This is a genomic window from Pseudomonas reidholzensis (assembly GCF_900536025.1).
Taxonomy (GTDB): domain Bacteria; phylum Pseudomonadota; class Gammaproteobacteria; order Pseudomonadales; family Pseudomonadaceae; genus Aquipseudomonas; species Aquipseudomonas reidholzensis.
The window spans coordinates 98,113-119,557 of the sequence record NZ_UNOZ01000020.1; the positions used below are offsets into that span (position 1 = coordinate 98,113).

The window sequence follows — 21,445 nt, forward strand, 5'->3', positions numbered from 1 at the left end:
CTACACGCCGCGCAGGTCTTCGAAGAAGGCCTGCCGGCCGTCCACCTGGCTGGACGCGCGTGGCAGCTTGGCCTGCTCGCCGCTGGCCGGCTCCACATGCCAGTAACAGTGGCTGACCGCACGGGTCACGGCCACATAGGCCAGCCGCTGGACTTCCTCCTTCTGCGCAGTGTCGAACGCCTGGGCATCCCCGGGGCGCCCCAGGCCCGCCAGGCGATAGACCTGGTTCTTGTAGGGCGAGCTGGTCAGGTACTGGCAATCGCCCAGCATGAATACCGCATCAGCCTGTAGCCCCTTGGCGCTGTGGTAGGTCAGCTGGCGCAGCCTGCGCTGATCGGGTGGCAAGCTAGAATCCACATTAACTACAGATTTAATATGCTCTGAAATCAATAGCTTATCGCTACCTTTTCGAAACAACATCATCACTGTTTCGCCGCGTTGATAGTGCTCGACGAGCGTCTGGCCGAGGGCTGCCTCGTCACGGTCGAAGACCTTCACCGGCGACCCAGGCAGTTGCGCGGCAGGTCCACTGGCCTTGGCCTTCTTGCCGGGAATGGCCGGCGCGCCCTTGACCAGATGCTCGGCGGCATCGATCACCTGCTGCTGGCTGCGGTAGTTTTCGACCAGCATCACCCGGGTATTGGCCGGCGACGGGAACGCCTTGGTGAACTCCATGAAGTACTTCGGCGAGCTGCCCCGCCAGCCGTAGATCGACTGCCAGTCGTCGCCCACGCAGAGCAGCGAGGCATGCTGGGCGTTACGGCCGACGTGCATGGCCGGGCCACGCCGACGAATTTCCGCCAGGCTGGCGCGCAGCCAGCTGACGATCTGTGGCGAGACGTCCTGGAATTCGTCGATCATCAGGTGCGCCAGCGGCCGCAGCAGCGGGTCTGGCAACAGCTTGAGGTTCTCTGGGTTGTTCTCGCCGAACAGGGCGAACATGCGGTTGTAGCTCATCACTGGAGGGGACTGGGCCAGCAGGTGAGCTTCCAGGGCCTTCCAGTACAGCGCCAGGGCCTCGAAGAACAGCGCGTCGCTGTCGCCCGGCGGGAAGCTCATGGCCGCCACCGCGCGATTGACCTCGAGGCCGAGGTTCTCGATAAAGCCCGCAGCGGCCACGAACGCATCCAGCAGCGGCGCAGGCGCGAGCTCGCCCTTGACCTTGTACTCAAAGCCAGGACCCGCCACGGCATCGCCCGCCAAGGACGCTGCCAGGCGCTTTGCCGAGGCGTAATTATCCAGCCAAATCAGTGGCTTATCGCAGAAAGCTTGAAACAGGGTGCGCTTTACCGCCCACTCCGCGCGCACCGCCAGCTTGGCGCCGGGGCGCTGGTACTGGGCGCTCTCGGAAGGGTCGAAGCCGAGCACCACCCAAGCATCCAGCCCTTCCAGCCGGCCCTGCACATGGAAGCGGCTGCCGCGGATCTCAACGGTCTCGCGGCACGGCTCGATACCCTTGATCGGCCAGGCACCGGCAGCGAACCACAGGTCCTCGATCACATCGCACAGCTCTTCATCGCGTTGAGCGGCCAACTGGGTCACCTGAACGCGCTTCTGCACGTCGGGGTGATCCGGGTCCAGCGGCTTGAGCTGCAAGGCGTCGCGGCGCAGGGTGGCGATCAGTTCGGCAAAGCGCGGGCTGTCGGCCAGCACGTCGCGGTAACACAGGTTGAGCTGTTGGCGCTGGGCATCGTTAAGGCGCAGGTCGAACGGGTTAGTGTCGGCATCGGCCTCACCGCCCGCGGGCATGTCATTGCCCAGGGTCTCGAACGCCCGCAGCTGGCCGAACCCCGGCAGGCTGCGCACCAGCGGCAGGATCCGCGAATGGAAGGTGCGCACCAGTTCGCGCGCGCCGGCGGCCGGCAGGTTGATCTGCCACAGCGCAAACACCTGCATCAGGCGCTTGATGAAGTCCTTGCGTGACTCGCGGGTAAAGGTCACCACGGTCATGGCGTCCAGCTCAAAGCCCAGGTAATGGCGCAACAGCAGGATCCGCAGCACCAGCGAGGTGGACTTGCCGGCACCGGCACCGGCCACCACGCAGGTCGACGGCGTGTCGCTGAAAATCAGCTTCCATTGCGCCGCGCTGGGCTGCTGCTCGGCCGGCAGGCGCTGGGCGACATCGGCCTTGAAGCGTTTTTTCAGCTCCGCGGTCAGCGGCAGGCGCCAGTCGTCGAACAGCTTGTCGTCCTCGCCCGGCACGCTGGCGTGCTCTGGGCGGGTGTCGCGGATCACCAGGACCTGGCGCCCGGCATCAAAGCCTTCGATGCGGCCCTGCTCGAAGCCCTCACGCACGCCATCGGCATGCCCGGTGCGCTGGCCCGTGGCATGGCCGAGAAACCACGAGTCGCGGTGTTGCGCCTGCAGGCGGGTCAGGCCACGGCCCAACAGACGTGCGGCCAGGCGACGAAACCAGGGCAATTGGGCAGGTGGGGTCAGTAGGGCTGGGCCTGGGGGAAGCTCGTGCGACACAGTCACTCCGTTGAAGATTGAAACAGCGGCTCATGTTCGCCGCATCCGCAAGAAATCGCCAGCTAATGCTTGCGGATCAAGCTATTAGGCGATGAAGCGGATAAATCATCACCGTTAAAACATCGATAGGCTCGATCATTTTTAGCCGATATTTACGCTTATTTTCGATCTTTGCAACAGGCATCATGGCCCCATTCCACCCACTCATGGAGCACGATCATGCTGCAACTGCGACCCTTCAACAGCCTCGGCCATGCCAACCATGGTTGGCTCGACGCCCATCACCACTTCTCGTTTGCCGAGTACTACGACCCGGCCCGCATGCACTGGGGCAACCTGCGGGTATGGAACGACGACCTGATCGCGGCTGGCAGCGGCTTCCCGCCGCACCCGCACCGCGACATGGAAATCATCACCTATGTCCGTGAAGGGGCGATTACCCACGAAGACAGCCTGGGCAACAAGGGCCGTACCGAAGTTGGCGACGTGCAGGTGATGAGCGCCGGGAGCGGCATCGTGCACAGTGAGTACAACCTGGAGAAGGTCGATACGCGGATCTTCCAGATCTGGATCGTCCCGGAGCGCGTCGGCGAGGCGCCATCCTGGGGTACCCGGCCGTTCCCTAAAGGCGAGCGCGGCGAAGGCTTCGTGACCTTGGCCAGTGGCCGTGCCGGTGATGAAGAAAGCCTGCGGATTCGCACCGATGCACGCCTGGTCGCCGCCACCCTGCGTACCGGTGAAACCGCTGAATATCGCTTCGATGCGGGGCGCCGCGGTTACCTGGTGCCGGCCAAGGGCGCGATCGAGGTCAACGGCGTGCGGGTCGACGCTCGCGACGGCTTGGCCATCGAGCAGGAAGCCGTGCTGAGCGTGACCGCGATCGAAGACAGCGAGATCGTCCTGGTCGATGTCGCGTGATATCAGCGCCATCCCCATCGCGGGGCAAGCCCCCATGCCAGTCAGTTAAGACTTGGTCGCGTGTTTTGGGGGCAAATAGGGTTCTTCACGGGTTATTGGGACAGTTGTCGGTGGGGGCGCGTTTCGATTGTTGAGCTTATCCGGTGGATGGGGTGGCGCTGACGGCCCCTTCCGCCCTTACGGCGGGTCACTTTTTTTCTTGGAAAAAAGTAACCAAAAACCGCTTGCTCCTACATACGGCCCTTCGCTGCGCTACGGGTTCCCTCACTCCGGCCTCCTGAAGTCGCAGTAGATCAAGATCACGAGCCAGATCAAACGCCAAACCGCTTGCTCCTACATACGGCCCTTCGCTGCGCTACGGGTTCCCTCACTCCGGCCTCCTGAAGTCGCAGTAGATCAAGATCACGAGCCAGATCAAACGCCAGATCAAGGGCCAGGGCAACGGCTGGCGAATCGCTTCGCTCTCGCGGGTTTATAAGGGCGGTACAGCGCGGCAGAGCCAGAATTTGTATTGGCAGTCCCGGCCTATTCGCGGGGCAAGCCCGCTCCCACAGGATAGCGTTCCACTTTCGGTCAACGGAGATCCTGTGGGAGCGGGCTTGCCCCGCGAAAGGGCCCGAATATCCACCACCATTGCCACTATCGAAGATAACGCCAGCCCAGGCACCACCCTAACTTGGCGACCTCAGGAGGCCGAACGGAGGTCTTGCGAAGCGAGGTGACGGCCATGGATGGCCGGCAAGGGCTGCGGGCCAGGAAGGCCCGTACAGCGCGGTCCTCGCGGGAGCAAGGCCGGAGTGAGGGAACCCGCAGCGCAGCGGAGGGCCGTATGTGGGAGCCGGCGGTTTTTGGTTACTTTTTTCCAAGAAAAAAAGTGACCCGCCGTAAGGGCGGAAGGGGCCATAAGCGCCACCACATCGAATGGATAAGCCCATAACTTGCAAGCCAAGCCCAAGCCCAAGCCCAAGCCCAAGCCCAACAAAATCTACCCGGCAATCCGTGAACAACCAATGATCGCTCTAAAGAGACCGCGTGATACCCATAATTACAGGACAAGCATTGATACTGTGAGAGCGGCCTTGCCGGGGCGCCGGACCGGTCGGAAAGGGCCGCAAAGCGGCCCCAGAACAGGCGACCAAGTCTTGACTGACTGGCTTGGGGCTTGCCCCGCGAAAGGGCCAGCAGCCGCACCATCACTGGCTGCTTTCAACCACCTTATTCAGCGCCGCGCCATCGATACTCAATGTAGCGGTGTCGAACATCCCGTCCACGTAAGCCTTGGCCATCTGCTCCTGACGCTGCGCACGCAGCACCTCGCGCAAACGCGGCGCCACCTCTGCAAAGGTCGCAGCACGCGCCGGCTCCTGCCCGACCAGCTTGATGATGTGATACCCCGCCGCGCTCTGCACCGGCTCGCTGACCGCTCCGACCTTGAGCTTGGGCACCACCCCACGCACCTCCGGCAACAACCCCGCCAAGGGCTGCAAGCCGGTGTCACCGCCTTGTGCGGCAGTGCCTGGATCTTGTGAATGGTCACGCGCCAGGGCCGCGAAATCGGCCTCGCTGGCCTGGGCCTGCTTGGCCAGTGCCTGGGCCTGCTTGTGCACCGCCTCATCGTCCTGGGGGTTGGCCACCCGCAGGAAAATCTGGCTCAGGCGGTAACGCACCGGCAGCTGCAGCTCGGCCTTGCTGTTGTCGTAGGCCTGCTGCAACTCGGCCTCGCTGGGGTAGTCATCCGCCACCTTGCTGACCGAAGTCAGGTAGTCACGCAGCACGATCTGCTCGGTAGCGGCGCGGGTCTGGGTCTGGATCTCGGGGCGCTGCAGCCAGCCCTTGGTCTCAGCCTGCTGGTACAGGGCTTTCTCGGCCAGGCGGGCGCGGATCCACGCCTCCAGCGCTGGGCGGTCATCGCGCAGGCGGCTGCGAGCCTCCTCCGGGAGCAACGCCAACAACGCCTTGAGCTCGTCGCTGGCGACCTGCTGATCGCCCAAGCGGGCCAGGGTCGGCCCGCTCTCGGCGGTGCTCGACGCCAGCCGCGCCGCGGCTACCGGCTCGTCGCCCGGGCGCAAGGCCAGGGCAACCGCCACTGCAATGACGGCCAGCGCACCGGCGCTGGCCCAGAGTGTACGCCCCGTCAAGAGGCGCGCGCCGCGTCAGTGCCCGCCTCGGCGGGGACCCCATCGGCCAGGTTGCGGCTGTAATCGCGCAGGTAGACGATGAACTCCTGCAGCAGGCGATCCCACAGCAGCAGGCTGCCCAGCAGGTGCTTCTCGCTGACGCCATCGGCCACTACCACGTCCTTCTCCATCACCAGGAACTCACCTTGTACCGACAGACGAGCGAACCGGCGCGAGGCGTTCCAGCGCTCTACCAGGCCCGCAGGCAATTCGCCCTGGATGCGCAAGGCACAGCTGAAGGTGAAATCGAGGAACTCGCCCTCCTTGCCCGGCACCTGATTACCAAACCGTACTGCATAACCCACGCCCTGGCTGGCGCTGAGCAACTGCACCACCGCATTCTGCTCGTTGCGGTTGACCCGGCAACCGGCATCTTGCAACAGCTTGGTGAGGGAGTCGGCGCTAACGGTTTCGATGAGGGTGACTTCGGTCATGTGTCGTCTTCCTTGTGATAATGCTGAGAGGTACCCAACGCTCGCCGGTTACCCGGCGATTGGCTCTAGCGTAGACCTTCCACGTCAGTGTGCCGCTAATACCTTGGGGTTAATCCCTCATTGCTGCTGGTACTGGCTCAGGTACTTGTCCACGGTCGCCTTGTCGCCGCTCCCCTCTACCTGCCACAGGCGCCGCTCGATGCCCTGTGCCAGCAGGTGGCCGACCGCCGCTTCGATCGCCGACAGTACGCACAGCTGCGCCGGTTCGTTGGTGGTGTAGCCGACCTCGGCCTCGAGCAGCTTCTTGAACTCGATGAACTTGAACACCCCGGCACTGCGCCCGACCGAGTAGATGGTCTTGCTGGTCATGACGTTGGTCAGCACCTGGCCGGTGCGCACGTCCACCGCGCGCAGGTTGACCGTGACCTGGTCGACCCGGTACTCGCGGGAGATGTCGATACCCAGGTAACGGGCACCTTCGCCGCCGCTGCGCACGTTGGTGTCATAGGCGATGATGCCGCCTTCGAGCATCAGGTTGGCGGCCTGCAGCGGCGGCAGTTCGCCGACGATGTTTTCCGCCACGTCGGGTTTTTTCTGCGAGGCGCGGATGATCTTGCGCTCGGTCAGCAGGTTCTGCAGGCCTTCGCGTTCGAGCACCACGAACCAGCCACTGGCGCTGAGCGCGTCCATCAGCATGCTTGCCGCACCCTGGGTGACACTGGTCGAGAACGAGCTGGCCGGGGTCGGCTTGTACTGCCCGGTCTGGTCGCGGAAGCCGTACACCACCGCCATCAGCCGGCCCTTGGGCCGCGGCATGTTGATCAGGTCATAGTAGGTCGAGGCGCGCGGGGTCAGGGTCGGTGACTCCGTATCCTGCTCGGCCGACATCGGTTCACGCAGGCTGCACCCTTGCAAGGTGGCGAGGATCAGCAGTGTGCTCAGCAGACGTTTCATGGTGGTTCTCCCCTAATGCTGGTCCCTTCCCTGTCAGGGGTTCAGGCCGCTGACCTCGATGAGCGAGACTTCGCCGGTGGCGCGGTCGGTGACGCGGATGCTCAAGGCTCCGGAGTCGTCGATCACGTCGATGAGAAAGGCGTCGGTGGACATGCTGCCGGTGCTGCCGTTACTGATGTTGTCGAGCAGTTGCGAGAGCATCCGCGACTCGAGCTGGTTGCTGAACCGCTCCAGGGCCGAGGTGCCGGCGTACGCGGTGCGGTCCTTGAGGTCCGGGTCGTCGTAGTCGTTCTGCGACTGGGCGTTGTTGAGCAGCCAGGTGCCATTCAGCGGGTTGCCGCCGAAGGCCGGGTTGACCGGGGTGTACACCAGCTCGGTGGCCTCGGCCTGACTGGCCAGGGCCGCCGTCAGCAGGCAGGCGGCGATACAACGTGGCATGTGCGTGTTCATAGCTCGTCCCTCTCCAGATCGGTGGTGTCCTGCAGCAGGCGTTGCAATTTGCGCTGGATGATCTGCTGCTTGACCAGGTCGGCGGCCGCGACGGCCTCATCGGTGAGTTGGGTGGTGTTGGGGGGCAGGAAGCGCCGGTACAGCACGTCGCTTTCGAACTCCACCGTGACCAGGCTGCCCCAGCGGGCATCCGGGCGTTCGCGCACCACCAGGTTGAAATCCAGGCGACTGGTGGCGCGCAGCCGGTCGCTGAAGGCGTTGTAGAAGTCGTGGCCGATGTGCGAGATGGTGTTGTCGACGATAAAGCCCATCATCTCGTCCTCGGGGCCGGCATTGGCCGCGCCGTGGTTGATCAGCAGGCACAGGGCAAAGGCGAAGATCCGGCGGTTCATGGCGCATCTCCCTGGCTGCCCTGGCGCCGCGCACCGTTGCCACTCTCGGCAAACGCCTGCTCGGCGACGAACTGCCAATCGCTGTAGTGCTCGAGGCCTTCGAAGGCCACCCACTGCGCGTCGAAACCACTGCGCTTGAGCGGGGCCTCGGTGGCGCGGCTGTACACGCCGGTGATCCGTCCGTCGATCGAGCGCAGCAGGCCCCAGGGCTCGTCGCGGGCGATCGGGTCGGGGTAGAGCCTGCGGATATGCCGCCTGGGCGCCGGGAAGCGGTTGTCTTCGAGCAGCTCGTTAAGGTCCTGCGGGTACTGGGCCAGGCCGGGGGATGCGCGGTAGTAGCTGCGCAGTGCCTGGGCATACTGGCCACCGATCCAGAGCAACTGGCGTTCACGTTCGCGCAGGGCGCTGGTCGACCACAACGTCGCGCTGGCGGCCAGGGCCATGCTGCTGACCGCGATCAGCCACAGCACGCCGATGAAGGTGAAGCCGGCGCAGGCCTTACCACTCTGCATAGAGGCTGCCATCACGCGCCCTCCCGGTTGCACCGCTCTTGATATCGGCAACACCGCCGGCCACGCCTTCTGGCGGTGGCAGCAGTTGCCAGGCGTCGCTGCGCTCGGTGATCGGGTCGACCGGGGTGTTGCGCAGGTAGCGATGTTCGACCAGTTGCTCCAGCGAATCGGGGTAGTGGCCGGTGTCGCCGTAGTAGTGATCGAGCGACTCGCGCAGCACCGCCAGGCTCTGGCGCAAGGTCGCTTCGCGCGAGGCGTCCAGGCTGTTGAAGTAGCGCGGCATGGCGATGGTCATCAGGGTGGCGATGATCGCCATCACCACCAGCAACTCGATCAGGGTGAAACCTCTGCTGCGTTTCATGACCGTCACCATTGCCCGTAAGGGACGCTGTTGAGGCCTTTGCCACGGGCCTTGGAGTACACGTCGAAGACGTCTTCGCCTTCGCGTGGGTTGTCGGCGCTGCTGTCGTAGGCGCGCAGGCCCCAGCCACCGAGGTCGTCGTCCTTGGCCGCCACCAGCGGGTCATGCGGGATGCGCCGCAGGAAGTAGAACTTGGCACCCTTGGCGCTGCGCACGTCGCGCACGCCGTCGACCAGCACCTGCAAATTGGGCGGGTAGCCGCTGGCGTTCAGGCGCTTTTCGATGTAGCCGGCGTCGAACGCACGCTTGTAGGCATCGATGGCGTCGCGCACCTGGTACAGCGCCTCGCGCAGTTGCTGCTCCTTGCCGCGGCGGACCACGGTTTCGGTCAGCGGCGCGGCCATGGCGGCGAGCATGCCGAGCAGCGCCAGGGTCAGCACCACCTCGATCAGGCTGAACCCACCGGATAGGCGTTTCATGGCTGCGCGGTCCGGGTGACGGTCGATTGCACGGCCGGCACGGCGGCCATCTGGCCATTGACCAGCGGCGCCTCGGCCGGTGCATCGCCGGGCACGTCGGTGGGCAAGGCCTCGGCCGGCAACGGCTGGGCCAGCTGGCGCACCTGCAGGGCCGACTCGGTGCCGGTGGCGAACTCCATGTCCGACGGGCTCTGGTACGGCAGGTTGCGCACGATCCGCGGGGTGATCGCCAAGACCAGCTCGGACTTGGTCATGTCGTCCTTGTTGCTGCCGAACAGCCGGCCCAGGCCAGGGATGTCACCCAGCCCCGGGATCTTGTTGCCGCTGGCGTTGTGGTCGTTGCGCACCAGGCCGGCCAGCACCTGGGTCTCGCCGTCGTGCAGGCGCAGGCTGGTCTGCGCGTTGCGGGTGTCGACCTGGACCGGGATGGTGCCCTGGCGGGTGGCCTCCAGCGGGGTGGCGTTGCTGACTTCGAGGGCGATCTTGATCGCCACTTCGTTGTTCAGATGCACGGTCGGCTGGACCTCGAGCTTGAGGCCGACGTCCAGGTAGGTGATGCTTTCGGTGATCACCGGGCCTTGGGTCGACGGCACCGAGGTGGCGCTGATGATCGGCACCCGCTGGCCGATGTGGATGCGCGCCTGCTCACGGTTGCTGACGCGGATCACCGGGCTGGCCAGGGTGTTGATGTCCTTGTCCTGGGCGTTGATCTTGGCCTGCGGGCCGGGGGCGATGCTGATGCGGCTGGAGTTGATCCCGCGCAGCTGGTCGAGCACGCTGACCGACTGGCCTTCGCTGTTGAGCACGCCAAAGGTGTTCGGCCATTGCAGGCCGAGGTCGAGGATCCGCGAACGGGCCACTTCCATGACTTCCACTTCCAGGACCACCTCGGGGTTGGACTGGTCTTGCGACTGCAAGAGCTTCTCGGCCATGCGCACGGCGTCCGGGGTGTCGCGCATGGTCAGCGTATTGAGGCGTTCGTCGACGAACACGTCGCGGGTCTTGAGCATGGTCTTGACCATGTTCAGCGCGGTGTTGGCCTCGATGCTGGTCAGGTAGAAGGTGCGCATGACCAGTTCCTGGTAGTCCTTGGTCTTCTGCGGCGAGTCGGGGTAGATCAGCAGGGTGTTGTCGTTGACGATCTTCTGGTGCAGCTGGTTCTGCTCCAGCAGCAGCGCCACGGCGTCCTCGATGCGCACGTCACGCACGAAGATGGTCGCTTTCATCTCGGGACGCAGGTCCTTGTCGAAGATGAAGTTGATCCCGGCGACCTGCGCCAGCACCTCGAAGATGGTCTTCAGGTTGGCGTCGCGAAACTCCAGGGTCACCGGCCGTTCGAGCTTGCTGCGCAGCTGCGGGAACGGCGTGGCGGTGCGTGCCTGGACGTTCTCGATGTCGCTGCGCAGCATGATGCCCTTCTGGTTCTGCGGGTCGAGCCGCAGCACTTCGCGCATGTAGCGTTCGGCGCCGAACAGGTCGCCCTGGCGCAGCGCAGCCTGGCCGAGGGCGACCCGCTCGTCGAGGGTGCGGATCAGCTCGATCTGGCGGATGCCTTCCTGGGCGCGGCGGTTGTTCGGTTCGAGGGTCAGCACCCGGCCGTAGCCGATGCGCGCGCCGGCGAAGTCGTGGCGGCTGCGGTCGCTGTCGGCCTGGGTCAGCAGGCTTTCGACCGCGGCCTGGCGGCCATGCACCAGGGCGATGTTCAGTTCGGTGTCACGCGGGTCGTCGCGCAGGGCCTCTTCGAGGCGGGAGATGCCGGCTTCGTACTGGCCCTCCTTCATCAACTCCTGGCTGTCCTTGCGCACGCCACTGGAGCCGCACCCGGCGATCGCCACGCACAGCGCGAGGAGCATGAACGGAGCAGACTTGCACGACTTCGAAGGCTTCATGGTGCGCTCCCGACAGACAGGGTCTGTGGCTGGTGCAGTGGCAGGTAGACCAGGCTCAGCTCGGTGGCCGAGACATGGTCGAGGCGGTAGGTATCGTCGATCACGTCGCCTTGGCGCACGACGTAGAGCTTTTCGCCGCTCTGCAGGAAGATCTGCAAGTCGTCGCGGTCGCCCATGCGGCCGATGAACTGGAACGGCAGCGTCGGCGCGGCGGGCGCGGCGACGGCGGCGGGTGCTGCAACCGCGGGTTGTTCGGTGACGGTGGCCAGGGCTTGGGGTTTGCTCCAGCGTTGGGCGGGGAACAGATCGCGTTGAGCCTGTGCCGGCCTCTTCGCGGGCAAGCCCGCTCCTACAGGATCGGCGGCGGCCACGGTGCGGGTGGGCTTGCCTGCGACTGGCGCCACTGTGTCTTCCTGGCCGAACCAATGCCCCGGCGCCCACGCGACCACGGCGCTGACGCCCAGAAACCCGATCCACATCACTGCACGCGCGCTGTTCATGACGACCTCGACAGGTAAAGGGTCATCCGCAGGCGACCGTTCAGTTCGCTGTCACCGATGCGCTTGCGTTGCAGCTCCAGGTCCTCGAGCACCAGGGTCGGCAGTTGGCCGAGCAGTGCCTGGAGAAAACCGCGAATCTGCGGGTAGCTGCCACGCAACGGCAGGACGATCTGGTAACGCGCCAGCTGGGTCTTGGGGTCGACGCCCAGGGCGTACTCGCCGCGGGCCAGGCTGATCCGCTCGGCACTGGCCAGGCGGTACAGCCGTTCGATCAGCTCGCTCGCCTCAGGCTGCCCGGGCAACTGCTGGCGCAGGGTATCCAGCGCCTGCTGCTCGGGCTTGACGGCGATTTTCAGTTCACCGCGCTGTACGCGCTGGACCTGCACGCTGGCATCGGCTTCAGCGGCGCGCAGCTCGCGCACCGCTTGCCACTGCGGCAGCACACTGGCTACCCCAAGCACCAGCGCCAGGCCGCTGAGCAGCACGGCACCCAGGCCGGCGCGACCGAGCCGGCGCGCCTGTTCGTGAAGGATCAGGCTAGGGACGCGCATGGCCGGTCTCCCAGGTAGCCGTGAGGTTGAAGCGCACCGGATGCTCTGGCTGGCCCATCACGACCTCGTGGCTGAGCAGCGACACATCGCGCAGTTCGGCACTGCGTTCCAGGCGCTTGTGGTACTGCAGCATCGCCTCCAGGTCTCGCCCCTCGGCGGCGATGCGCACCTGGCCCTTGCGGGCGTCGGGGGTGATGGTCAGCAGCGCGACGTCCTCCTGGGGCATCGCTTCGAGCATCGCGAACAGCTGCTCCCAGGGCCGCTGCAGCTGTTGCGAGACGCTGCGCATCTGCGCCAGCTGCTCGGCCTGCTCGCGGCTCGCGGCGCTGCTCTGCGGTGCGGCGGTGGCCGGGCGCCGGCCGAGTTTCAGTTCCAGGCTGTGGACCCGCGCCTCGAGGTCGACCTGCTCGCTTTGCAGGTCTTGCTGGAGCAGCACCAGCACGGCCACCACGGCGCCGGCCAGGGCCAGCAGCGACCAGGCCAGCGCGCTGCTGCGTTGGGGTTGGAATTCCAGGTCGAGGCGGCGCATGTCAGGCCACCGCTCGCCACATGGCGCACAGCGGATCGCTGTCACCTGCGGCTTGGCACAGTTGGATAGCCGCCAGTTGCGGCACCTCGGCGCGCCCTGGGGCGTGCAGGTAGACTCGCGGCAGCTGCTCGCCATACAGCTCGCAGGTGCGCTCGATCAAGGCTTGCAGGGCCTGGTCAGTGTCGGCGCAGCCCTGCGCCAGGACCTGCTGCCAGGCGCCGCCTGCCGCCAGCAGCAGCACGCTGCGACGAGGCTCGGCGAGCACGAAGAGGAAGTCGCCCTGGGCCAGTTGCGCGCTGCAGCGGTTGTACGCCGCCATCAGGTACGGTTGCACCGAGCGCAGGCTCAGGCGGTGCTCGCGGCCCACCCCCTGCAGGCCCTGCAGCAATGCCTCGGGCAGCGCCGTGGCAATCCGCGCGGTGCCGGCTGGCTCCGCCGAGAGGACGATGCGCCAGTCGGCCAGCGACTGCCCGTAGAGATTCTCGAAGCAGCCCTGGGCATAGGCTTGCAGCTCGCGTGGATGGCCGATGGCGTCACTCCACGGCACCAGGCAGAAGCGGCTGAAGCGCGCCGACAGCAGCACCCGCAGCTGGCCGCCACGCGGCGCGTGCTCTGCCAGCAGCGCCGACAGCGCCTCGAGGGCAGCGCCCCAGGCCGGTTGGGCGGCGTCACAGGTAAAGGCACGGGTGCCCAGCCATTGATGGTGGTGTGCGTGCCAGCGACCCAGGCCGACACCCTCGGCGCCGAGCACGGCGCAATAGCGATCAGGCGATAAATGTGACACGGTTGATCTCCTCAAGCGTGGTACGGCCCTCGCGGACCAGGTCCAGGGCGCTGGCGCGCAGCAGGCGCAGGCCGCGCTGGCAAGCCAGGGTCTTGATCTGCGCCAGGGGGCGGCGCTCGACGATCATCTGCCGCAGGTCGTCGTCCAAATGCAGCAGTTCGGCGATGGCGTTGCGCCCGCGGTAGCCACTGCCGCGGCACTGGCCGCAGCCCTGGGCGCGGACAAACTGCCAGCCGGCCACGGCTTCGCGGCTCAAGCCAGACGCCGCGAGCAGCTCGTCGTCGGGTTCGCAAGGCAGCGCGCAGTGGCTGCAGGCCAGGCGGATCAGGCGTTGTGCGAGCACGGCGTTGAGCGCCGAGACAAAGCTGTAGGGGTCGACCTGCATCTGGCTGAAGCGGCCGATCACATCGAAGACGTTGTTGGCGTGGATGGTGGTGAACACCAGGTGGCCGGTGAGCGCCGACTGCACGGCGATCTGCGCGGTGTCCGGGTCGCGGATCTCGCCGACGAGGATCTTGTCCGGGTCGTGGCGCAGGATCGAGCGCAGGCCGCGGGCAAAGGTCAGGCCCTTCTTCTCGTTGACCGGGATCTGCAGCACGCCCGGCAGCTGATACTCGACCGGGTCTTCGATGGTGATGATCTTGTCCACGCCATGGTTGATCTCGCTGATCATGGCGTAGAGGGTGGTGGTCTTGCCGCTGCCGGTCGGGCCGGTCACCAGGATCATCCCGTAGGGCTCGCTGGCCAGCCGGCGCAGGGCGCGCAGGGTCTCTTCCTGGAAGCCCAGGGCCTGCAGCTGCACGCCGCTGACCTTGTCCGACAGGTCCTGCTTGTCGAGCACCCGCAGCACGGCGTCTTCGCCAAAGATGCTGGGCATGATCGACACCCGGAAGTCGATCTGGCGTTCGCCCACGGCGACCTTGAAGCGGCCGTCCTGGGGCACGCGTTTTTCGCCGATGTCGAGTTCGGCCATGACCTTGATCCGCGAGATCACCTGCTCGGCGAAGGCGCTGCCGCTGGCCTTGCCGGCGCCATTGAGCACGCCGTCGATACGGTACTTGATGGTCAGGCCCTGGCCGGTCATGCCCAGGTGGATATCGCTGGCATGCTGCTTGAGGGCGTCGTAGAGGGTCGAGTTGACCAGCTTGACCACCCGGCTCTGGTCTTCGCTGATGCTGGTCAGCGACAGGCGTTGCAGCGGGTCGGCCTCGGTGCCGGGCTCGGCGTCCTGATCGAGCGCGTCGACCGCGTGGAAGCTTTCTTCGTGGCGGGCCAGGTAGGCGGCCAGGTCACCGGCATGGGCGAGGAACAGCGGTGCGTCGTGCAGGTTGTCGTCGATCCAGGCCAGGCGGGCCGAGTCGAACGGGTCGGCGAACACGCCGATGAGTTCGCTGGCGCATTGCACCAGGACGAACTCGTGCTTGATGCACTGCGCCAGGCTGACCTCTTCGAACACCGGGGTCGACGCAAACAGGCTGGCGCTGTCGAGTGCGCGGTAATGAAGGGTGTTGGCCAGGCGCTGGGTGAAGATCGCCGGGGTGTCGCTGGAGAGGCGCTCCAGGCAGTTGAGCAGGCGCTCGTCACCGGCTTCGAGACGGGCCTTGGCGAGGAGTTCGCGCGGATAGGCGATGATCTGCTGCGACTGTGCCGACGCAGTGGCGGGCACACCCACAGGGTCGGTGATGCTGGTGCTGCGGGTGGATTGATCCATGGCCTGCGACTCCGCTCAGGGGCGCGTCGCAGGTGGCTCGGTAGAGGCCGGGGTGGCTGCGGGCGCCGTTATTCCCCGGTGAGCAGTTGGTCGTCGTCGGGTCCGGGAGGCCTGGCGCCATTACGGCGGCGGTCGGCCAACACCCAGCTTCCATCGAACAACTGCATGGGGAACATATCGTTCCTGTTCTGGCGTCGTTCGACGAAACCCTCGGCCGGGTTGTCAGTGGCCCTGCGCTGACGCTCGATGCCCGTCAGGTCGGCTACCGCGCGGGCCAGTTCCACCAGTGGGAACGGCTTGAACAGGACGTGGGTGACGCCAAGTTCGGCGGCCCGCTCACGGACCTCGGCGGTCGGGTGGGCGGTAATCAGCACGAAATGGCACTGCCTGTTCCTGCGCACGGTCTCCAGGACCTGAAACCCCTCCATGTCGGGCAAGCGATAATCCAGCACGATCACGTCCGGTTTGAGCTGCTCAGCCAGCTCGATGCCGCTGAAACCGTCGTGGGCAACACCGACTTCCAGGCCTTGCGCTTGCAGGTAAGCCTGCAGGTTCAGCGCCAGGGTCTGCTCGTCATCGACTACCAATACTCTGTTCACCAAGGTCGACTCCTAAGAACTGCCCGGTTTCCCGGTCTGCGAAGTGCGGCCTTGTAGAGGCTTGAGCAGGCTTCGTGCCAGGCATGAAAGGTCATGTTGCACCACTTTAAGTCATTGATTTTTATAGGCCATATTCGGGCCTTGCGAACAGGCATACCGCCAGTTCCCCACAAGCGGGGAGCTTGATGGCATTTTGCCTAGCTGGCTTTCCCCACACTTGGGGACTCTACGCCACCGCGTCTCAGTCTGCGCGCTCGACCTGGGCGGCGTCACGCAAACGTTGGCGTACCGATTGGCGCGCCTGCGCCTCACGCTGCTCGGCGAGCGCAACCGCAGCCATGGCCAGGCCCTGTTCCCGTATGACAGAAGTGTTATCACTTTGGTTCTGCGCTCCTTGCAGTCTTTCTCGGTTGGCCTGGTAGAACGCTTCGACCTCGGCCGCCGTGGGTGGGTCGATGGCGCTCAATTGCGCGTAGGCGCGCTGCGCGGCCATTTCGTGACGAGTGTAGTCGGCAAACGCTGCCCGATTGAAGCCCGCCTCTTCAAGCCGCCGGTCAAACACCACGGGGCTGCCAAAGGCGCTTTGCAGTTGGCCGACCTGGGCCGCCACCTCCTCATCGCTGACGACGATGCCGCGCCGTTGCGCCTCCTGCCAGAGCAGCTCCTTGTCGATGAGCTCGTCCAGCGCCTGGTCGCGCAGGCGCTTGTACAGGTTCGGGTTGCGGATGCTGGTGACCGCCCGCCCCTGGTCCTGCAGGTATTCGCTGAAGTACCGTTCGAGGCGCATGACACTGATGTCGACGCCATTGACCCGCGCCGCGGGCAGGTCGGCCCAACTCAGCGGGGCCACAGCCAACATCAGGCAGAGCAACAGGATACGCATGGCAACCTCCGTTCAAGGGCTGTCCGGCAACGGCCGGTACGGGGCAACTTCGGCAAAGCGTGGGCCAGGCAGGGCCACCGCGACCACATGGGCGCCGGCCATGCCCTGGCGCCGACCCGGTCCAAAACTCAGCGCCGGGGTGAGGCCGGTTTCAACGTCATGCAAACCTTCCAGGGCGCTGACCAGCCGCTCGCGGCTGGCATCGCGACCGACCTGCTTGAGCGCCTCGCCGAGCAGCCGCAGCGCGCACAGGGTGTTGACCTGCAACGCGGCATGGCGTGCGTCCAGGCCCTGGCGCTGCTGCACCCCGGCCAGCTCGACACGGCCTCGCTCGGTCCAGTCGCCAGGCACCACCGGATACGCCAGGAACAGCCGCTGCGACCAGGCCTGGGCAAGCTGCGGCAGGGCACCGGCGACCTGGCCGGACGCGGCGAACAGGTAAGGCGACTGGCCGGCGGCGCTCAACCGCTGGCTGAGGTCGACAAACGCCTGGGGCCGACCGAGAAAGACAATCCCCTGCCCGTCCACGACCTGGCCACTGAACGCCTGTACCGGCGGCAGGCTCCAGCCGGCGCGCTGCAGGCGTTGCTGCACGGCTTCGGCCAAGGCGGCCTGGTCCGCCCCCGCATACACCACGCGCAGGCCATCCGCCGTCACGCCCAGGCCTTCGCGGGCATGTGTCGCCACGCTGAGCAATTGCTCGACCAGCCCCGGCATCGGGTCGAATATCTGCGGGCTGCCGCCGCCACGCGGGGCGCTGCCGATCAAAGGCACGCCGCGCCGTTCCAGTTCAGCGGCCAGGCGCGTGTCGAGCATGGGTGCCAGCGGCGCGAGCAGGGCAAACACGCCCTCCTCGTCCAACAGCCGCCGCAGCGCCTGACCCGCGCTGTCTGCGTCGGCGCCCGGGTCGAGCACCACCAGCTGCAGGTGCCGGCCATGGATGCCGCCTTGCTGGTTGAGCTGCGCGAGGCCGTCTTCGAGCACCGCACGCACCACCCTGCCCGCCTCGGCCAGCGGCCCGGAGGCCGGCAATAGCGTGCCCAGGCGCAACACCTGCGGCTCGATGCCAGGGTCGCGGTCCTCGGCCAGGCGCTTGAGGTAAGCCGTCAGGTTGCGCTGGTCGGCCAGGCTCATGTCGAAGCGCGGCATGGCCGGGTCGAGGCGATTGCCCGCCGGATCGAGCCCCTGTTGCACCGCCCGCGCCAGGCTCGCATCGGTGTAGCCAGGGTAACTGCGGCCATTGGCCTGGCGCTGCCCCTGACCGCCGCTCAGGCGCTGCCAGTCCAGGCTTGGCGGGCGCACGCCGCCCTCGGCGCGTCCCTGGCCATCGCGGCCATGGCAACTGGCGCAGGGCAGCACGCTGCCCGGGACGCTCATGTCATTGACGCCGACCCGCGCCAGCACCTGGCCGTCGGCACTGGCCAGGCCCTCGCGGTACAGGCGTTGGCCCGCCTGCTCCTGGGGGCTAAGGTCGAGGGCCAGGGCTGCGCCGCACAGCGACAGCCCGATGCACAGTGCCAGTAGCCGGCGCATGGCGTTCAGCGCCCCGCCAGGGGTTGGGTCAGCAGTTGCATGCGTTGGGCGATCGCCGCAGGCGGCGCGTCAGGGCGAATCTTGCTCCAGCGTTTGCTCGCCACGTCACCGGCGATCAGCTGCGTGGAATGTTGCTCGGGGCTCGGCAAGAACTGCCCCAGACGCCCCAACACCAGGTCGACGCTGGCCTTGTCGCCCGTCAGGAACAGCCAGTTGGGGCCGTCCACGCCCTGTTTCTCGGCAAACGCCTTGAGCACCGCCGGGGTGTCGTTGAGCGGGTCGCTGCTGATCGAGATAAAGGTCACCTGGCTGGCCAGTTCGCTGCCCATCGCCTCGCGCACTTCACGCAGCTTGCGGGTGATCAGCGGGCAGGCGTCGGTGCAGTGGGTGAAGATCACGTTGAGCATCACCACCTTGTCCTTGAGGGCGTCGCTGTAAAAGCGCACCTCGCGGCCATTCTGGTCCGTGAGCACGGTGTCGGTGAACCAGGTCTGGGCGTCGCGAGTACCGCCACCGCTGCTGATCGCCGGCGGCGCCGGTTGCGGCTCAGGCGCGCTTGGGGCATGGCCTTCATGGGCGAAGGCGACGTTGCAGAGGATCCACAGGCAACCGATCAGGGTCAGCCAGTCGATGCCACGCATGCCGGTAGTACGGGTGGTGAGGCTGCTCATGGCTGGATCTCCTGTGCGGCGGGTTGCTGTTCAGGGTTTATCGCGATCGCAGTGCTCTTGGCGTGCACCCGGCGGGCGCTGAGGCGGTTGAGCTCGGCCACCAGCACGGCCGGGTCGGTGAAGCCGTAGTACCGGGTCCAGTGGCCGCTGCGACCATCGCCGACGATGATCAGCGGCGGGTGCTGGGTAAGGTCGGCGCTGAAGCTGCCCAGGCCTTTCAGGGTTTCGCTGATGGCATACGGCGAGCCGGTCAGCCAGCTCCAGCCGGGGCCGTGCTGGAAGGCCTTGGCGTAGTCGGCCAGGCGCTTGGCGTCATCGCGCTGCGGGTCGACGCTGATCGACACCAGCTGGATCTCCTCGCCGACCCGCCCGCCCAGTTGCGCCTGGACCTTGCCCATGATCGACGACACCACCGGACACACCGTGGTGCAGCTGGTGTAGATGAAGCCCATCACCACCAGGTGTTCACCGACCAGGTCCTGCTCCAGGCGCACCGGCATGCCGTCCTGGTTCTGCAGGGCGACATCGGCGAAGCGTACGCTGGCTTTCTCCTGGTGCGCGGCCGGCGGTTGCGGGGCATGCCCGCTGTGGTCATGGCCGGCATGCGCCCAGGTCAGGTTGCTGGCCAGCAGCAGGCTCAGGGCAAACAGTTTGCTTGGGCTGTTCATCGCACACTCCTGATATCCCCGTGGGAGGCGGTAGGCGCTGCGGCCGGCAGGACGCGCAGGCTGGTGTAGTTTTCTTCGGCGAACTTGCGACCCAGCGACGGCGACTGCACATGCAGGTACCAGGCGCCGGCCTCGGCCAGTTGCAGCGAGGCCTGGTAGACACCCTCGCCGACCTCGACCAGCGGCAGGCTGCGCGGCAGCGACGACGGTGCCAGGAAGTAACGCAGGCTCAGGTCATCCAGGCCCAGGCGCGGCTGGCCGTCGTCACCGAGGATGCGCACCTGGGCCAGGTACGGGTTGTGCTGCAAGGCCGGCTGGTCGTTGCCGATGAACTCGGCACGCGCGCCTTTGTGCTTGGCGGCATCCGGCGCAGCGGCGATCTCGGTGCTGAAGCAGTGGATGATCTGCGGCTGGTTGAGCAGAAACGCCACGTCGAAGGTGCCGGCCGCCGGCAGTTTCACCGTCGAGCCATACACCCCGGGGGCCAGCTCGCGCAGGCTGCGGTCGATGACGATGGCAGCGCGGGCCTGGTGGCCACGGTTGTTGTAGCCGGACATCGGCGCGTTCATGCCCTCGGCATAGAAGTAGGTGGTGTTGTCGACCGGGTTGACCACGAACACCGAGTTGTCGTCACGGGCCACCGACAACCCCTGGGCCAGCGGCAGGTCACCGGCCTGGCGCGGCGCAGCGGGGCCGGCCTCGAAGCCCTGGACGATCGGCGTGCGGCCCTCGCCGAGGCTTCCCAGGTTGATCATGCTGACCTTGGAGGAGGCCAGGCCGCGCACGTAGGCATAACCCTTGGTGAAGGTCAGCTGGTAGGGCTCGGCTGAAACCGGGATGCGGTGGAGCAGCGTGTCGGTACTGGCATCGATCACCAGCGCCTGGTTTTCCAGGGTATTGAGCACGATGCCGTAGCGGCCATCGCCGCTGAAGCGCATCGGCCCCAGGCCCTGCTCGGCCTTGACCGTGTGCCGCAGCTGGTGGCTTTGGGCATCGATCACGCGCACCGTCCCTTCCTGCCCATCGGCGACGTAGACCGCCTGGGACAACGCCGAGTACGCCACCGACAACGGGTGCGGACCGACCTTGACGGTCTGCACCAGGCGCATCTGGGCAATGTCGATGACGCTCAGGGTGCCGCCATCGCGGTTGCTGACGAAGGCATAGCGCGAATCACTGCTGAAGGCGATTTCGTGATGCCCGGAACCGGTGGCGAAGGTTTTCAGCGTGCTCCGGCTGGGCACGTCGATCACCGTCACCCCGCCGGTGGCCGGGTCGTCGCTGTTGTTGCCGACCCACAGCCGGCGCTGGTCCGGCTGCAAGGCGACGCGCAACGGCATGATCCCGGCGTCGAGGGTGGCCACCCGGCGGAAGGTCTCGGTGTCGATCACCGCCACCTGGCCGCGCTCCGGGATAGACACGAACACCTGTTTGTCGTCGCTGGTGGCCGCCCAGTCCATCGGCCGGCCAGGCAGGTCGATGCGCGCCAGGGTGCTGGTGACGCCACCCACCGACACCGTCGGGTCGATCACGGTCAGGCTCGGGTCCTTGTTCAGCACCAGCAGGAAGTAGCTGTTCAGGTCGAGCAGCGGGCGAGCGCCGATGCTGCTCTTGAGAAACAGCGCCACGCGCGCCTTGCAGCTGCTGTCACGGTCACCGGCCGGCGCCGACTGCGCCGGGTCGAGCCAGGCGCCGGGGGCCATCCCGGACAGCGGCTGGCCGCTGTTCTGGTCGCTGACCTTGAAGCGCACGTTGGCAAAGCCGCCTTCGCGCAGGTCACCGCCGTCCATGGCCTTGGCCTCGAACTCGACGGTCACCCCGTCGCGGCTGAGGCGGTGCAGGCCCTGGGCGTCAGCAGCCTCCTGGAGCAGCTCGCGCGGGTCGCACCAGAGCTTCTCGTAAGCGACGCCCAGACCGATCAGCGCCACCCCCAACAGTACCCCCATGTAAGCAGGGCGAGTCTTTTTGTTCATGCTCG

The 21,445-nt window shown here is 66.3% G+C and carries 22 protein-coding genes; 1 reads left to right on the forward strand and 21 read right to left on the reverse strand.

All coding sequences use genetic code 11. The annotated features are described in order from the left end of the window. Window positions 1–2,472 carry a UvrD-helicase domain-containing protein gene (locus tag CCOS865_RS15265; protein WP_119142248.1) on the reverse strand — a complete coding sequence of 824 codons (2,472 nt, stop codon included), beginning with the start codon at window positions 2,470–2,472 and terminating at the stop codon, window positions 1–3. Between the two features lie 219 nt (window positions 2,473–2,691). On the opposite strand from CCOS865_RS15265, the gene CCOS865_RS15270 reads away from it, so the two are divergent. Then, a complete protein-coding gene (locus tag CCOS865_RS15270; RefSeq protein ID WP_119142250.1) occupies window positions 2,692–3,390 on the forward strand; it encodes a pirin family protein in 699 nt (232 codons plus the stop codon). Between the two features lie 1,193 nt (window positions 3,391–4,583). On the opposite strand, the gene CCOS865_RS15275 is transcribed toward CCOS865_RS15270, so the two are convergent. From CCOS865_RS15275 to CCOS865_RS15370, 20 genes are all read right to left on the reverse strand, one after another. Next, window positions 4,584–5,528: a peptidylprolyl isomerase gene (locus CCOS865_RS15275; protein WP_119142252.1), complete on the reverse strand. Its 945-nt coding sequence runs from the start codon at window positions 5,526–5,528 to the stop codon at window positions 4,584–4,586. After that, window positions 5,525–6,001, reverse strand: a complete 477-nt coding sequence (locus CCOS865_RS15280; RefSeq protein WP_119142254.1) for a YbjN domain-containing protein — start codon at window positions 5,999–6,001, stop codon at window positions 5,525–5,527. Before CCOS865_RS15280 ends, CCOS865_RS15275 begins: the two co-directional genes overlap by 4 nt. A 117-nt stretch (window positions 6,002–6,118) precedes the next feature. Further along, on the reverse strand, window positions 6,119–6,955 hold the full coding sequence (locus tag CCOS865_RS15285; protein WP_119142256.1) for a CsgG/HfaB family protein: 837 nt from the start codon (window positions 6,953–6,955) through the stop codon (window positions 6,119–6,121). A 33-nt stretch (window positions 6,956–6,988) separates the two neighbouring features. After that, a complete protein-coding gene (locus CCOS865_RS15290; protein ID WP_119142259.1) occupies window positions 6,989–7,405 on the reverse strand; it encodes a curli assembly protein CsgF in 417 nt (138 codons plus the stop codon). After that, entirely contained in the window at window positions 7,402–7,797 is a 396-nt protein-coding gene (gene csgE, locus CCOS865_RS15295) for a curli production assembly/transport protein CsgE (protein ID WP_119142261.1), read from the reverse strand. The genes CCOS865_RS15290 and csgE overlap by 4 nt, the downstream gene beginning before the upstream one ends. After that, window positions 7,794–8,321 carry a type II secretion system protein gene (locus CCOS865_RS15300; RefSeq protein WP_119142263.1) on the reverse strand — a complete coding sequence of 176 codons (528 nt, stop codon included), beginning with the start codon at window positions 8,319–8,321 and terminating at the stop codon, window positions 7,794–7,796. The genes csgE and CCOS865_RS15300 overlap by 4 nt, the downstream gene beginning before the upstream one ends. Continuing rightward, window positions 8,296–8,670, reverse strand: coding sequence for a type II secretion system protein (locus CCOS865_RS15305; protein ID WP_119142265.1), 375 nt, complete (start codon window positions 8,668–8,670; stop codon window positions 8,296–8,298). The genes CCOS865_RS15300 and CCOS865_RS15305 overlap by 26 nt, the downstream gene beginning before the upstream one ends. Before the next feature lie 5 nt (window positions 8,671–8,675). Beyond that, window positions 8,676–9,149 (reverse strand): type II secretion system protein, encoded by a 474-nt coding sequence (locus CCOS865_RS15310; protein WP_119142267.1) that lies wholly within the window; start codon window positions 9,147–9,149, stop codon window positions 8,676–8,678. Next, on the reverse strand, window positions 9,146–11,038 hold the full coding sequence (locus CCOS865_RS15315; protein WP_119142269.1) for a secretin N-terminal domain-containing protein: 1,893 nt from the start codon (window positions 11,036–11,038) through the stop codon (window positions 9,146–9,148). The genes CCOS865_RS15310 and CCOS865_RS15315 overlap by 4 nt, the downstream gene beginning before the upstream one ends. Then, complete coding sequence (locus CCOS865_RS15320; RefSeq protein ID WP_119142271.1) at window positions 11,035–11,538, reverse strand: hypothetical protein; 504 nt, start codon at window positions 11,536–11,538, stop codon at window positions 11,035–11,037. The genes CCOS865_RS15315 and CCOS865_RS15320 overlap by 4 nt, the downstream gene beginning before the upstream one ends. Further along, complete coding sequence (gene pilO, locus CCOS865_RS15325) at window positions 11,535–12,089, reverse strand: type 4a pilus biogenesis protein PilO (protein WP_119142273.1); 555 nt, start codon at window positions 12,087–12,089, stop codon at window positions 11,535–11,537. The genes CCOS865_RS15320 and pilO overlap by 4 nt, the downstream gene beginning before the upstream one ends. After that, window positions 12,076–12,618, reverse strand: a complete 543-nt coding sequence (locus CCOS865_RS15330) for a pilus assembly protein (protein WP_119142275.1) — start codon at window positions 12,616–12,618, stop codon at window positions 12,076–12,078. The genes pilO and CCOS865_RS15330 overlap by 14 nt, the downstream gene beginning before the upstream one ends. A 1-nt stretch (window position 12,619) precedes the next feature. Continuing rightward, complete coding sequence (locus CCOS865_RS15335; RefSeq protein ID WP_119142277.1) at window positions 12,620–13,402, reverse strand: hypothetical protein; 783 nt, start codon at window positions 13,400–13,402, stop codon at window positions 12,620–12,622. Beyond that, the gene (locus tag CCOS865_RS15340) at window positions 13,383–15,113 is read right to left on the reverse strand and encodes a GspE/PulE family protein (protein WP_119142279.1); all 1,731 of its coding nucleotides are present in this window, start codon (window positions 15,111–15,113) and stop codon (window positions 13,383–13,385) included. Before CCOS865_RS15340 ends, CCOS865_RS15335 begins: the two co-directional genes overlap by 20 nt. Before the next feature lie 68 nt (window positions 15,114–15,181). After that, the gene (locus CCOS865_RS15345; protein ID WP_167469066.1) at window positions 15,182–15,715 is read right to left on the reverse strand and encodes a response regulator; all 534 of its coding nucleotides are present in this window, start codon (window positions 15,713–15,715) and stop codon (window positions 15,182–15,184) included. A gap of 238 nt (window positions 15,716–15,953) precedes the next feature. Continuing rightward, the gene (locus tag CCOS865_RS15350; RefSeq protein WP_119142281.1) at window positions 15,954–16,595 is read right to left on the reverse strand and encodes a SurA N-terminal domain-containing protein; all 642 of its coding nucleotides are present in this window, start codon (window positions 16,593–16,595) and stop codon (window positions 15,954–15,956) included. Between the two features lie 12 nt (window positions 16,596–16,607). Continuing rightward, window positions 16,608–18,128 carry a cytochrome c/ABC transporter substrate-binding protein gene (locus CCOS865_RS15355; RefSeq protein ID WP_119142284.1) on the reverse strand — a complete coding sequence of 507 codons (1,521 nt, stop codon included), beginning with the start codon at window positions 18,126–18,128 and terminating at the stop codon, window positions 16,608–16,610. Window positions 18,129–18,133: 5 nt separating this feature from the next. Further along, window positions 18,134–18,799: an SCO family protein gene (locus tag CCOS865_RS15360; protein ID WP_119142286.1), complete on the reverse strand. Its 666-nt coding sequence runs from the start codon at window positions 18,797–18,799 to the stop codon at window positions 18,134–18,136. Further along, on the reverse strand, window positions 18,796–19,467 hold the full coding sequence (locus tag CCOS865_RS15365; protein ID WP_119142288.1) for an SCO family protein: 672 nt from the start codon (window positions 19,465–19,467) through the stop codon (window positions 18,796–18,798). The genes CCOS865_RS15360 and CCOS865_RS15365 overlap by 4 nt, the downstream gene beginning before the upstream one ends. After that, on the reverse strand, window positions 19,464–21,440 hold the full coding sequence (locus tag CCOS865_RS15370) for a cytochrome D1 domain-containing protein (protein ID WP_119142290.1): 1,977 nt from the start codon (window positions 21,438–21,440) through the stop codon (window positions 19,464–19,466). Before CCOS865_RS15370 ends, CCOS865_RS15365 begins: the two co-directional genes overlap by 4 nt. Between the last annotated feature and the right edge of the window lie 5 nt (window positions 21,441–21,445).